Below are 12,497 nucleotides of genomic sequence, written 5' to 3' on the forward strand. Positions count from 1 at the left end.
ATATCAATAAAACATCAGTCGCCGCAGCACGAAAGCGATTAATGTTGCCGTACAACCGAGTACTATTTGACTTAGCAATGGGTAAACAGAGTAAGTAGCGATCGAGTTTAATAATTGAAATCCACCTAACTTTTGCCAATTAATTAGTTGAAATATTATTAAATAGATAATCCCGATCGTATGAATCGTTATTAACCCACACAAACAACTCAAGCCTAAATATTCTAATTGAGGAGCGCGTCGAAATGCAAGTTGGCCGCAGACCCAAGCACCAGGAATAAATGCTAGTAAATAACCGAAGGCAGGTTTTTGAAGATATTCAATCCCTCCACCATCATTAAAAATTTTGAGCCAGAGCAATCCCAGTAATAAGTAAGTAACTTGAGTGAGTACTCCAGCAGTTTTACCACCCAAACAACTTACCAATAATACCGCTCCAACTTGACACTTAAATCCTAATGGATAAGCACTAATCCCTCCACTAAGCCATTGCCAGGGGGCATTAGTAACATAAGCAGGTAGAAAGTTTGCACCGATTGTCAGAAATAGACCAACAATCGTCCACATCAAAATATAAGGACGAGAAACTGTAGTCATGTAAGCGCAGGAGAGATAGGGGCTATTAATTTACGACGAGATTTTTATACCGAGTTACGAGTCGTTGACGTAGCCTCTCTAAAAGAGAATCGACTAGGTTAATCCTTGTCGATCGATCGCAAATAGTCAAGCATAAGATGTCGATCGTCAATCTTCGTCCCCATCCTATCTCCCCATTGCGATCGGATTCGCGTTAGGATGGACAGTAATTTTGGAGTTTTAAATTTCTACGTTATTTATTATGTTTAAGCGTCTGTGGTCGCAGTTATTTGCGTTAGTGCTAGTTGTTGTAGTTGGATTAGCTGGCTGTTCGGCTAGCCCTGGGGGACTAGTTGGCAATTATCGTCAGGACACAATGACCGTCCTAAATAGTCTCAAAGCTGTACTAGAGATGCCCGATGATTCCCCAGACAGAGCAGCAGCGCAGTCGCTAGCAAAGCTCAACATCAATGATTTTGCCGCTCGCTACCGCCAAGATCCCGCTTTGACGAAGCTGAGTTCGTTTACAAATATGCGAACCGCGCTCAACTCGTTGGCGGCTCACTATGCTGCTTATCCCAATCGTCCGCTCCCAGAAAAGCTCAAAACTAATTTAGAGCAGAAATTCAAGCAAATTGAGTTAGCATTACAACGCAACGCGTAAGAATCGATCGCGATTGGGTTGCAAAGATAGGTACGAATAATTTAAGTTAGCGAACATCTAATCGGTCTTGTCTGTGGACTCGGAACTTTATACCGAGATCGGCTGTCCGAACTAAATAAGCTGAGGGGGAAGTTAATCGGTAGATTGGCTTCTCCTTTATCTGTTATGATGCTAACCTAAATTTCACCTAAGATCGCGATCGATACTATGGATTGTACGCTACACAAACAGCTTCCAGTCTCACTATTGGGATGGTATCGTCACAAGTGGCGTCAAAAATTCTTACTCGGACTCTTAGCAACTACTAGTTCGATCGGACAAGCCTTCTACGCTGATGCTACTCTCGCCCAGACCGCGCTCAGCCGCGTGGACTATTGTCAAATTCCGCTAGCAGAAGCTACTGCCAAAAATACTTTACGTTTAGCCGCTCAAAATGGCGATCGCAATAGTCAGGCTAAGTATAACGAAATCGTCAAAAAGCACGTCAACTTTGTCGCTCAGTGTCGGCAGAAAAGTTGGCTCAAAAATCAGGCTATCTGGGTACGACTATATCCTTGCGATACTCGTCCGGGAGCCTTGGAAGAAATCTTCGATCGGATGGTCAATCGCGGCTATAACCAAGTATATGTCGCCACCTTCTATGGTAAAGCACTCTTACCGCGCGCGAGTAACAGAACAGCTTGGAACTCAGTACTGACATCGCGCGGTACCGATAAAACCGATTTACTCGCCGATGCCATCCAAAAGGGGCGCGAACGCGGCTTAAAAGTCTATGCCTGGATGTATAGCCTCAACTTCGGCCCTGAGTACGCAGTAACTCCAGAAGGACAGTCTGCGCTCGCCCTCAATGGGCGAGGCGAAACTACACTATTTGCAGGCGAAGAAGGTTTCCAGAGAGCGGCAGACGGTAGTGCGAATTCCGTCTTATTTGTCGATCCTTATAGTAATAGAGCCAAAACCGATTACGAACAGTTGGTCAAAGAAGTTATCGCTCGTCGTCCCGACGGGATCTTATTCGATTATATTCGCTTCCCACGCGGACAGGGCGCGCAATCGATTTCTGGGCAAGTGCGTGACTTGTGGATTTATGGGGATGAATCGCGACAAACCCTGATGGCTCTGGCTAAAAATAGCAAAGGCTCCTACATAATCGATCGCTATTTGACCAACGGTACCATTACAGTTAACGACCTCAAGGAAGCCGATAAACTCTATCCATTAGAGGTCGAACCCATGTGGCAAGGTCGCACCCCCCTAGAAAACGAAGCAAACATGCCCTACGAGGATAAATTTGCTTGGATGGAATGGGATTTATGGCAACTGACGCTCGCTCATGCCAGCCAAGGAGTAGTTAATTTTCTGCAACGAGCGGCAACACCTGTAGAACAACAACGGATTAAATCGGGTTCGGTGTTTTTCCCCGAAGCCAATCAACCAGTGGGTAGGCGCGGCTACGATTCGCGGTTGCAAGCTTGGGATCGATTTACGACTAATGAATGGCACCCAATGGCTTATGCCACCTGCAATCGCAGCGATTGTATTACCAACCAAGTAAGGCGAGTTTTAAGCTTTGCACCCGCGAGTACAAACGTTATTCCCGCCCTTGCGGGTAACTGGGGCAAACCCACAGAGGGGCGACCATCATTAGAAGAACAAATGGACGGCATTCACCGCAGTTTGCCACAAATCAATTCCATCAGTCATTTTGCCTTTTCTTGGCAAGAACCAGAATATGACTATTATCGAAGTTCCTGTCAGTTGAAATAAAAAGTATCAACAGATACCGACTGCATCTACACTCGGTATCTATTTAATGTTGCCTTGGCTAAACTGTCGATCGAGCATATTTATTAAGATATTTACAACGTTGCATTTATGTATTAAGTATTTGCACGGATTTTATTTTACAGAAAAAAACATATGTTTAGAATATCAATGCGGGTTGTGCTGACAGTAATTATTTTATGACCAAAGCTGCGATCGAATACGCAAAGACAATCCGGTCGATCGATTATTTGTGAGGTTGAGTAGTTTTATTCAAAGTAGGCTAGTTTACTGGTGAATTAAAACTTCGCAACAAATTTTATAAAGTTAGTAATTGAAATATGTCAGAGCACACCAACACTTTAATTGCCATCAGAGATACTAGCGATATTTTACTATCAGCTAAAGCGAAATATAAAAGCTGTGACTACTACGGGGCAATAGCTGAGTATTCACTGGCGATTGAATTTCATCCACACATGTCTTTAGCATTTTGTTGTCGAGGTGATGCTTACTACAAATTAGGTGAAGCTCAAAAAGCAATGAATGATTATAACCGATCGAGCGAACTCGATCCTAAATTAGTCATTGTTTACTATCGACGAGGTAACTTATACTATTCTACTAAAGATTACGATTTAGCGATCGCCGATTATAGTCACGCGATCGAACTCAAACCAGATTTTGCACTTGCTTATTCTAGTCGCGGTTGTGCTTACAAAGAATTGTACGGCGAACAAGAAGCTGCGGTCGATTGGCGCGCTGCTGCAAAATTATTTAAAGAGCAAGGTAATTTAGAGAAGTACAACTATATGTTGGAGTTAACTGCTCTCAGTACTAGTATCGATACTTTGACTTCGGGAATGTTACTTTAGATAGTTGATAGTTGATAGTCGTCATTCATGTTTGGATGTTACCTCAAAGGCACGTTTTATAAATGAAGTTCTACCCTCTACCCTCTACCTTTGTTACTACCCTCGCCCGCAATGGCGATGACAGCGACACCACAGACATTAATATCATGGGATCGTAAGACTGTTGTAGCAGATCGGACAGTCGCACCTGTGGTATAGATATCATCGATTAATAACACTGTGGTACCAGCTTTAAGTGCAGAATTATTCAGTGTAAATGCATCAGCAACATTTTGCTGACGCTCGGATTTAGATAAGCCAAATTGAGGGACAGTCGATCGAGTGCGGTGTAGACTGAGATCTAATTTAGCACCCGTTAATTGACAGAATTTGCGAGCGATTAACTCAGCTTGATTGAAGCCTCTGGTTACGAGTTTTTCGGAATGAAGTGGGATTGGTACGGCAACCAATTGAGTTGGAACATTTGGCGGTGTGAATTTTTGCCAACTCTGAGCGATTAATTCCCCATAAAGATCGCCGATCGATCGATGACCATCATATTTAAATTTACCGATCGATCTTTTAATTGCCCCTTGATATTTTCCCCAAGCAAATAGCGGTATATCGCCATGCCAATAACGCTCTGGTCGTTCCAAGCGTTCGTCGTAGATTTGACGCTGACAATACTCACAGCAGACTGCCATAGCCGAGCGGTCGCATAGGGGGCAATTTGGCCGCAGAAATAGATTTAAGGCGCGCTCTTTGAGATTAGAGGCTACGCCAAGGAACCAAGGATCTGACATAAGACAGGTTCGAGAATCGATCGTCCTACAAAGGGGATATTCAGGATCGTATGACACGATTGGCACTCACGATTGAAGTTTGACTAATTCGATACATTCACTCAGTTCGCGAGCCAAGAGACTGGCATGGTATCGACCGCATTGCCTACTCGGCATCGGGGTAATTTGGCAACAAATCGCTTGAGACAATAGCCAAAATGCTGAATTAGACATCCAATTATTGAGATAAAATGCGTATTCAAGTAATATTTAGTTTGTTTGGTTGCTGCCGCTCAAACTTAGAAATTCACCAACGTCTATTGTTACGGTAAATTTTGGTCAACTTAAATCGGCTGACGATCGAGCCGATCGACAATTAAGCAGTCGATCGACCTTGCAAATTTATCTTTTAAACAATGTTGTTAAATCGTTTCAAAACTGCTAATACAATATTTTGATGCTCGCAAAAGCAAGCGTGGTAGCGGTTGTAGCGTATAAAACATGAATTGCTAGTGCTCTTTTATACGTTACTCCCAAACGTGACATATTAGAATAAAAGGTGATATTAAAATATTTTTTAGTGAAATTAGCACTAGCCAATGTCTAGAAACAGAGAGTAACGAGCAATAATTGCCGCTGACAAATCTCAAATACTGACATAATAAGAATTGCAAATGATAGAGCAAATTATCGATCAAAATCAACTTTTGGCCATCATTGTTTCTCAAAAATTTGACAAGCCAGGAGTTAATTTCTTTACATCTGGTGAAATGTCTCAACAATTAGCCTACATCCACCATCCAGTAGGCAAGATTATTAAACCCCACATTCATAAACCCGTGGTGCGTGAAGTACACTTTACCCAAGAAGTCTTATTTATTAAGAAGGGTAAATTGCGGGTAGACTTATACGACGATCGGCAGCAGTATATCGCCAGCCGGATCTTGGAAACGGGAGACGCGATCCTCTTAGCCAGAGGCGGTCACGGTTTTGAAGTCATTGAAGAAGTCGAAGCGATCGAGGTTAAGCAAGGGCCATACGTGGGCGATCGAGATAAAGTTTTGTTTGAGGGCATTTCAGCAGAGCAAACTACGATGAAAAGCTAGTTCGCACGATTTACTAACTACCGCACGACATTACCCCGATCGATCGCATTTAGTCAGTTATGAAGCCAATCCCCGTTAACGAACCACTCCTTAATGGCAACGAACAGAAATATTTAAGCGAATGTATCGAAACAGGCTGGATTTCGGCTGATGGGTTATTCGTGAGACAATTTGAGACGCAGTTTGCAGCTAGTGTCGATCGGCAGTTTGCCATCGCCGTCAGTAATGGTTCTGCTGCTCTAGAAGTTGCTGTTGCGGCATTGAGAATTGGTGCGGGTGACGAAGTAATTTTACCCACTTTTACGATTATCTCTTGTGCTGCGGCGATCGTCCGTGCTGGAGCCGTACCTGTGGTTATAGATGCCGATCCAGTTACCTGGAATATGGACATCAGCCAGATCGAGGCCAAAATTACCTCCCGCACCAAAGCAATCATGGTGGTTCATATCTACGGATTACCAGTAGATATGCACCCGATCTTAGAATTAGCCGATCGCTACCACCTCGCAGTCATCGAAGATGCTGCGGAAATGCACGGACAGACATACATGCAGCGTCCGTGTGGGAGCTTTGGCGATCTGAGCACCTTTAGTTTTTATGCAAATAAACACATCACCACTGGCGAGGGGGGAATGATTGTCACCGACGATCCTGACTTAGCCGCACGCTGTCGATCGTTACGGAACCTTTGCTTTGAGCCAGTTCGACGATTCGTCCATACTGAGCTGGGCTGGAATCTGCGGATGAGCAATCTACATGCCGCCGTCGGTGTCGCTCAACTAGAACGTCTAGCCGAGTTTGTCGATCGCAAACGTGCGATCGGGCGGCAATATACCGAATTATTAGCAGGTATCCCCGGTATCGAGCTACCGTTGGTAAAAACTAACTATGCCGAAAATATCTATTGGGTGTATGGGATCGTCCTCAAAGATGAAGTTCTGTTTGATGCAAAAGTATTTAGCGAAAAATTAGCAGCAGCAAATATTAGACCTATCCTAAAACCTGTGTAGCAGACTCAGCATAGGTTCCGAACGATAGACACTTCACAGTGTATTCTATATGTTTCCCCAATCAGTTCTAGGAGTCCAGCTAATTACTATTAAAAACTAGCCCATTAATTGCCATTTTGTATTTTTTGTATTTACGAGCTTCTTTACTATCGTCAAACTGCTAAAATCAATGTTCCCAGTCGCAATCTAACTAATCCACATATTGTTAGTATTACTTCTTCATATTTATTCCCCTTCATCCGGAATCTTTCTTTGGCCGCCCTAAATATCTTGATTAGGCGAATGACATGTTCTACATATATTCTTTCACTAGATATTTCCTTGTTCACCTCTTTTTGTAGATCTGTTAATTCTTTTCCTCTTGGCTTCTTCTGAGGAATTTTGATATTAATACCACCTTGATATCCTTTGTCTCCGGTAAATTTCTGCTCAATATTAAATTTCTTTTGCTGTTCTCTAAATATACTAATATCACTAGTCTTACCTTGTTTGCCCACCTCTACATCGACTAAATCTTTTCCTGATGGTAATGTAATTACCTGCCCTTTAAATGTGTGTTGCTTTTTCTTTCCTGAATAATATTCTTTCTGCACCTGATTGTCTTCAGGTCTTTCTCTCGGCTGTTCCCAACTATCTACAATCAACTCATACTCGGCGAGCATTTCTTTCACCACTGCCAATTCTTCTCGGTCTTTTCTTGCTCCCTCTATTAGGCTAGATGGTAGTATTTTTCTCAGGATTTTTATCCAGTAATTAAATGTATCATTCGCTTCTGTTTTGGAAACACTAAATTGCAACCCTAGGATTTCAAATGTCGGCAAATGCCTTAGATAAAATACACACAAACATATTTCTTCCTCTAAGGTGAGTTTTTTAGGTCTCCCTCCTCCTTTTTTATTAATCCTAATCTTTTGTTTTTCATGTGCCAATCTTAATCTTTCTTCCTCAATTTTTGCAATCTCTACTAATGCCGACCACTGCTCGTAATTAATTCCGATAATTTGCTTTGTTCGTTCTGGATAGTTTTCAATATATTCTAGTGGATTTTTCATTATGGCTAAAATACTATTTTACGATTTTAGTGCCTTTTTTGTCCATGAATTATATTTCGGATAGGTCTATTGGTAGTCGTCCTTTTTTTTGGTGTATGCACGAGCAACCAGTGTTTCAAACAATGGGATTATTTGCGGATGTATCTTGTCCTGTGGCGGAACGATTGGCGCGGCGGGGGCTATATCTTCCTAGCGGTATGGCCTTAACCGAAGCACAGATAGATCGAGTTGCGCTAGTAGTTAAGCAAATATTAGCATGAAGAAAACGATCGCAAAAATCCCCGTACTCGGACAGGTGTATCGCTATTTAGCAGCCACCAAATATAAACAAAAGTTTGCTAACGATTGTTATGGTTGTTTTTGGGGCATGTTCGATACGTTTGAAGCAGCAATTAAAGCCGCACCAACTACCAAAAATATCGGCTATGATTGTGCCGAGCTAGCACAAGAATACCAAAAAATGCTCGATCGCGGTGACTGGGAAGCTAGTAACTCGATGGTTAGATCTTTTGATTATCCAGTGCTGTATTGGATTAGTAGGATCGCTCAACAGACCTCGCTCTTTGGCGTTGATGTTGGCGACAGCCTGCCTTTAGACACAGCATCTGGTTCGCAAAGCTTCTCGGAGACAAGAGCAGTCTCTCCTTTCCTGCGGAACGCTGCGCGAACGGAGCATCACATCCATTTTTTTGACTTTGGTGGTAATTTGGGCATTCATTTTGTAAATTATGCTAACTATCTTGATTTTCCCGACAGTTTGCGCTGGATTGTGTGCGAGTTACCTGAAATAGTCAAAGTAGGTAACGCCTCAAATAAAGATCCAAGATTGACTTTTACAACTGATTTTGGATTGGCTAATGGTGCCGATCTTTTCTTAGCATCAGGCTCGGTTCAGTACGATAAAGATCTGGCTGCAAAAATAAATGGTCTAGAAATACAGCCCAAGCATATATTAATTAACCGCTTGGGATTGTATGAAGGTAAAAGGTTTGTCACGCTTCAAAATGGTGGCAAGGTTTTTTATCCTCAGTTTATATTCAATCGCCGTGAATTTATTGAATCATTTACATCGATCGGTTACGAACTAATCGATATTTGGGAAGATAATGTAGATAGTTGTTATATCCCATCTCATCCACAAGTACACGTTCCTTGCTACTATGGACTTTATTTTAAGTTAAACAATGGAATAGTGTAATGGCAATTTTTGATAATTATGCTCGTTACTACGACCTGCTATATCAGGATAAAGACTATGAAGGTGAAGCTCAATTTGTCGATCGACTAATTCAGACTCACGCACCACAGACGAAAACAATTCTCGAACTCGGCTGTGGAACTGGTAACCATGCAATGCTGTTAGCCACAGCAGGCTATCAAGTTTGTGGTGTAGATCTGAGTGCAGAAATGCTAGAATATGCCAGCCGACAGTGCGATCGAGTATCCCCAGAAGTTGCAGCAAGGCTACAATTTAGTCAAGGGGATCTGCGTCAAGTTAGATTCGTTAGCGGAGCTTCTCAGAATGAGAATCGCCAGTTTGATGCCGTCATCTCTTTGTTTCATGTTATTAGCTATCAAACCACCAATCAAGATTTATTAGCGGCGTTTGAAACTGCGAAGATTCATCTTAAGCCAGGTGGAGTATTTATCTTCGATATCTGGTATGGTCCTGCGGTGTGTCACGATCCGCCAACTGTCAGAATTAAACGTCTGGCAAATCGATCGATCCAAGTAACTCGAATTGCCGAACCGATTGTCTACCCAAATGAGAATTTAGTAGATGTTAACTATCATGTTTTTATCAAAGATCTCAGTAATGGTGCGATCGAAGAACTAAAAGAAACTCATACCATGCGATATTTATTCAAACCCGAATTAGAACTAATATCTAGTACGCTGGATCTGGAGATTGTTGAGTGTCGAGAGTGGTTGACAGATCGGCAACCAGGACTCAATACATGGGGAGTTTATTTGGTAATTAAGAATTAAATGAAAGTAGCTCTATTTATTAGTAGTCAAACTCCTGAAAGTGGAGGAAGTTATACTTTTGAGAGTCAGATAATAGATGCTTTGTTGGAACTTCATTCTCATAGTAAACATACATTCTTTTTGTATGTGTCGGAGCAAAAAATACCCGAATGGACAGTGGGTATATGTCTGCCGATAGTATCGGTTTATCTCTCTAAGTTATCTAAAATTAAGTCGATTGTCTGGACAGCACTTTCTGCTTGCATCAATAAAATACAACATCCAAGAACGCGATTCAAGATTGAAAACTGGCGCGAAAAACATCTACTAGATTCCTTGGCATTACATCAAATCGATGTGATTTTATCATTGACACCAAATTGTCCTACTGTCGAATATCCATCGATCGCGACTATTTGGGACTTACAACATAAGTTGCAATCGTATTTTCCAGAGGTAAGTGAAGCTGGAGAATGGGACAGAAGAGAAAAATTTTACACAGAAATGTTGAGCCGTGCGGCATTCATTATCACGGGAACAGAGACAGGTAAAGCAGAAATTGAAAGATTTTATCAGGTTCCTGCCGCCAGAATTAAAGTAATTCCTTTTTTTACACCTCAGTTTGCGTTAAATCCGGTTCCCATCGAGCGAAATATCAAGACTAAATTCAATCTTCCGGAGCGATATTTATTTTATCCAGCTCAATTTTGGCCGCACAAAAATCATGTCGGTCTACTCCTCGCGCTTAAATACTTAAAGGAAAAATACAATTTAGAGTTAGCCTTAGTCTTAGTTGGTGCCAATAAAGGAAATGAGTTTTATGTCAGAGAGAAAGTCCAAGAACTCGACTTGTCAAAACAAGTATATTTTCTCAATTTCGTCGATCGAGTAGATCTGATATCGCTATATGTCAATGCTTTTGCCATGACATTTGTGACTTTCTTCGGTCCCGATAATTTTCCCCCACTCGAAGCAATGGCTCTCGGCTGTCCGGTAATTGCCTCTAATGTGTCGGGGGCACAAGAGCAACTAGGATCGGCAGCGATACTAGTCGATCCCAAGCAGCCAGCAGAAATAGCGTTGGCGATCGAGTCTTTAGTTAAAGACGATTTGCTCCGTCAAAAGACGATCGAAAATGGCTTAAAAAGAGCAAATCGCTGGACTGCCAAAGATTATATCCAAGAAATTTTTGCCACGATCGATGATTTCGAGGCAATTAGACGTTGTTGGAAGTAGTCTGGAGCGGAGTCTATTCAATTAACTTTTTAAAACGTTTTTTGCCTACTTGTAAAACTTTCCCAACTAGCTCCGCTGCGTCATTATAGGTAAGTTCGATGTCAGAGATAGACTCGCCATCCAACCGCACCGCACCACCTTGAATTTGCCGTTTGGCATCGTTACTACCAGTACACAAACCACTCGCCGACAGAATTTGGAATATTCTAGCGGGGAAAGTCACAGCAGCCAGCGAAAATTCGGGAATGCTATCGCCACCTGCATTTTGACCGGGTTTGGTAATTAGCGCGATCGCATCGGCTTGGGCTTGGATGGCGCGCTCTGTACCGTGGTACTGCGAGGTTACCGTCAGGGCGAGCAGCTTTTGGGCTTCTCTGGGGTTCTCTGGCAATCGAGCGAGTTCTAGGTCGGTCAGGAGGGTAAAGTAATCTTTGATAATGCTGTCGGGCGTTTTCTCTAGCTTAGAGTACATACTCAGAGCGTCTTCGCCCAATCCGACATAATTGTTGAGAGATTTGGACATTTTCTGGACGCCATCGGTACCGAGCAGAATGGGCATCAATAGGCCAAATTGCGGCGTCAGCCCGAAATGACGCTGGAGATCGCGCCCGACGACTAAATTAAACTTTTGATCGGTACCGCCGAGTTCGACATCGGCGCGGACGGCAACGGAATCGTAGCCCTGCATCAGCGGGTACAGAAACTCGTGAATAAAAATCGGCGTCTCTTTTTCGTAGCGCAGCGCGAAACCTTCTTTAGCCAGCATTTGTCCCACCGTCATCGTGGACAGCAGTTCGAGCGTCTGACCCAAATCCAATTTGGAGAGCCATTCGGAATTGTAGCGGACTTCCAACCGTCCTGGCGTCTCAAAATCGAGAATCGGGCGCACGAGATCGAGATAAGCTAGAGCATTATCGGTAACTTGCTCCGGCGTCAATTGCTTGCGGACTTCCGATTTACCAGTCGGATCGCCAATGCGGGCGGTGAAGTCGCCAATAATTAGCACCGCAGTATGTCCGGCATCTTGGAAAGATCTGAGCTTGCGGAGGGGAATACTATGACCGAGGTGGATATCAGCACCCGTTGGATCGATCCCCAGTTTGACCCGCAGTGGACGGTCGGTTTGTGCTAGTCGCTGGGCAATATTCTCAGCCGGATCTGAGGAACTTGGCTGGTGGGGAAAAATCTCACTCACACCTCTAAATAACCAATCGAATCGATCTGATGCTGGCACGGAAACACTTACAGTCATATGGATGATGAAAATCGAGCAGAATCTCTAAAACAGTTGCAAGTTAAGCTTATTATGGTTACTACACAATCCAAAATACCTTTACACGCTCTTTAATATCTTAGAGCCATAACTCCTCCACACGATAAAGCGGTAAAGATCGACCCCTTTCGCCTACAGCAAGTTCACTTTGTGTCTTTTGTGTAGCTGCTAGCAGCGAAGATGGCGATCTCTAGTTACGATCGAGACAAGGC

13 protein-coding genes and 1 pseudogene are annotated in these 12,497 nt (G+C 43.0%); 9 read left to right on the top strand and 5 right to left on the bottom strand.

Going from position 1 to position 12,497, the window contains the following annotated elements:
• Positions 1–3: 3 nt before the first annotated feature.
• Positions 4–597, bottom strand: coding sequence for a biotin transporter BioY (locus CHA6605_RS01710; protein WP_015157828.1), 594 nt, complete (start codon positions 595–597; stop codon positions 4–6).
• Between the two features lie 241 nt (positions 598–838).
• Here CHA6605_RS01710 and psb27 point away from each other — a divergent pair, with 241 nt between their 5' ends.
• From psb27 to CHA6605_RS01725, 3 genes are all read left to right on the top strand, one after another.
• Complete coding sequence (psb27, locus tag CHA6605_RS01715; RefSeq protein WP_015157829.1) at positions 839–1,240, top strand: photosystem II protein Psb27; 402 nt, start codon at positions 839–841, stop codon at positions 1,238–1,240.
• A 207-nt stretch (positions 1,241–1,447) separates the two neighbouring features.
• Complete coding sequence (locus CHA6605_RS01720; RefSeq protein WP_015157830.1) at positions 1,448–3,007, top strand: glycoside hydrolase family protein; 1,560 nt, start codon at positions 1,448–1,450, stop codon at positions 3,005–3,007.
• A 338-nt stretch (positions 3,008–3,345) separates the two neighbouring features.
• Positions 3,346–3,879 carry a tetratricopeptide repeat protein gene (locus CHA6605_RS01725; protein ID WP_015157831.1) on the top strand — a complete coding sequence of 178 codons (534 nt, stop codon included), beginning with the start codon at positions 3,346–3,348 and terminating at the stop codon, positions 3,877–3,879.
• Positions 3,880–3,956: 77 nt separating this feature from the next.
• Here CHA6605_RS01725 and CHA6605_RS01730 read toward each other — a convergent pair whose 3' ends face one another.
• Together CHA6605_RS01730 and CHA6605_RS33495 are read right to left on the bottom strand one after the other, a co-directional pair.
• Complete coding sequence (locus tag CHA6605_RS01730; protein ID WP_015157832.1) at positions 3,957–4,661, bottom strand: ComF family protein; 705 nt, start codon at positions 4,659–4,661, stop codon at positions 3,957–3,959.
• 66 nt (positions 4,662–4,727) lie between these two features.
• Positions 4,728–4,874, bottom strand: a complete 147-nt coding sequence (locus tag CHA6605_RS33495; RefSeq protein ID WP_157259715.1) for a hypothetical protein — start codon at positions 4,872–4,874, stop codon at positions 4,728–4,730.
• 440 nt (positions 4,875–5,314) lie between these two features.
• On the opposite strand from CHA6605_RS33495, the gene CHA6605_RS01735 reads away from it, so the two are divergent.
• Both CHA6605_RS01735 and CHA6605_RS01740 read left to right on the top strand, forming a co-directional pair.
• Positions 5,315–5,746 carry a hypothetical protein gene (locus CHA6605_RS01735; protein ID WP_015157833.1) on the top strand — a complete coding sequence of 144 codons (432 nt, stop codon included), beginning with the start codon at positions 5,315–5,317 and terminating at the stop codon, positions 5,744–5,746.
• A 59-nt stretch (positions 5,747–5,805) separates the two neighbouring features.
• Positions 5,806–6,756 (top strand): DegT/DnrJ/EryC1/StrS family aminotransferase, encoded by a 951-nt coding sequence (locus CHA6605_RS01740; RefSeq protein ID WP_086936148.1) that lies wholly within the window; start codon positions 5,806–5,808, stop codon positions 6,754–6,756.
• Between the two features lie 152 nt (positions 6,757–6,908).
• Here CHA6605_RS01740 and CHA6605_RS01745 read toward each other — a convergent pair whose 3' ends face one another.
• Entirely contained in the window at positions 6,909–7,808 is a 900-nt protein-coding gene (locus CHA6605_RS01745; RefSeq protein WP_015157789.1) for a transposase family protein, read from the bottom strand.
• A gap of 41 nt (positions 7,809–7,849) precedes the next feature.
• On the opposite strand from CHA6605_RS01745, the pseudogene CHA6605_RS32340 reads away from it, so the two are divergent.
• The 4 genes and pseudogenes from CHA6605_RS32340 to CHA6605_RS01760 form a co-directional block, all read left to right on the top strand.
• Positions 7,850–8,068, top strand: a pseudogene (locus tag CHA6605_RS32340) (DegT/DnrJ/EryC1/StrS family aminotransferase); the annotation flags it as partial.
• Positions 8,065–9,006, top strand: coding sequence for a methyltransferase, TIGR04325 family (locus CHA6605_RS01750; protein WP_015157834.1), 942 nt, complete (start codon positions 8,065–8,067; stop codon positions 9,004–9,006). The pseudogene CHA6605_RS32340 and the gene CHA6605_RS01750, both read left to right, overlap by 4 nt.
• Positions 9,006–9,797, top strand: a complete 792-nt coding sequence (locus CHA6605_RS01755) for a class I SAM-dependent DNA methyltransferase (RefSeq protein WP_015157835.1) — start codon at positions 9,006–9,008, stop codon at positions 9,795–9,797. Before CHA6605_RS01750 ends, CHA6605_RS01755 begins: the two co-directional genes overlap by 1 nt.
• Positions 9,798–11,012 carry a glycosyltransferase family 4 protein gene (locus tag CHA6605_RS01760; protein ID WP_015157836.1) on the top strand — a complete coding sequence of 405 codons (1,215 nt, stop codon included), beginning with the start codon at positions 9,798–9,800 and terminating at the stop codon, positions 11,010–11,012.
• Between the two features lie 13 nt (positions 11,013–11,025).
• On the opposite strand, the gene tyrS is transcribed toward CHA6605_RS01760, so the two are convergent.
• A complete protein-coding gene (gene tyrS / locus CHA6605_RS01765) occupies positions 11,026–12,264 on the bottom strand; it encodes a tyrosine--tRNA ligase (RefSeq protein ID WP_015157837.1) in 1,239 nt (412 codons plus the stop codon).
• Positions 12,265–12,497 lie beyond the last annotated feature (233 nt).

Source organism: Chamaesiphon minutus PCC 6605, from assembly GCF_000317145.1.
Classification (GTDB): domain Bacteria; phylum Cyanobacteriota; class Cyanobacteriia; order Cyanobacteriales; family Chamaesiphonaceae; genus Chamaesiphon; species Chamaesiphon minutus.

What these genes read in the sequence shown, in the direction of transcription:
- CHA6605_RS01750 (WP_015157834.1), top strand. Translation starts at nt 8,065, where the DNA reads ATGAAGAAAACGATCGCAAAAATCCCCGTACTCGGACAGGTGTATCGC.
- CHA6605_RS01735 (WP_015157833.1), top strand. Translation starts at nt 5,315, where the DNA reads ATGATAGAGCAAATTATCGATCAAAATCAACTTTTGGCCATCATTGTT.
- CHA6605_RS01760 (WP_015157836.1), top strand. Translation starts at nt 9,798, where the DNA reads ATGAAAGTAGCTCTATTTATTAGTAGTCAAACTCCTGAAAGTGGAGGA.
- CHA6605_RS01730 (WP_015157832.1), bottom strand. Translation starts at nt 4,661, where the DNA reads ATGTCAGATCCTTGGTTCCTTGGCGTAGCCTCTAATCTCAAAGAGCGC.
- CHA6605_RS33495 (WP_157259715.1), bottom strand. Translation starts at nt 4,874, where the DNA reads ATGTCTAATTCAGCATTTTGGCTATTGTCTCAAGCGATTTGTTGCCAA.
- CHA6605_RS01740 (WP_086936148.1), top strand. Translation starts at nt 5,806, where the DNA reads ATGAAGCCAATCCCCGTTAACGAACCACTCCTTAATGGCAACGAACAG.
- CHA6605_RS01710 (WP_015157828.1), bottom strand. Translation starts at nt 597, where the DNA reads ATGACTACAGTTTCTCGTCCTTATATTTTGATGTGGACGATTGTTGGT.
- CHA6605_RS01720 (WP_015157830.1), top strand. Translation starts at nt 1,448, where the DNA reads ATGGATTGTACGCTACACAAACAGCTTCCAGTCTCACTATTGGGATGG.
- CHA6605_RS01755 (WP_015157835.1), top strand. Translation starts at nt 9,006, where the DNA reads ATGGCAATTTTTGATAATTATGCTCGTTACTACGACCTGCTATATCAG.
- psb27 (WP_015157829.1), top strand. Translation starts at nt 839, where the DNA reads ATGTTTAAGCGTCTGTGGTCGCAGTTATTTGCGTTAGTGCTAGTTGTT.
- CHA6605_RS01745 (WP_015157789.1), bottom strand. Translation starts at nt 7,808, where the DNA reads ATGAAAAATCCACTAGAATATATTGAAAACTATCCAGAACGAACAAAG.
- tyrS (WP_015157837.1), bottom strand. Translation starts at nt 12,264, where the DNA reads ATGACTGTAAGTGTTTCCGTGCCAGCATCAGATCGATTCGATTGGTTA.
- CHA6605_RS01725 (WP_015157831.1), top strand. Translation starts at nt 3,346, where the DNA reads ATGTCAGAGCACACCAACACTTTAATTGCCATCAGAGATACTAGCGAT.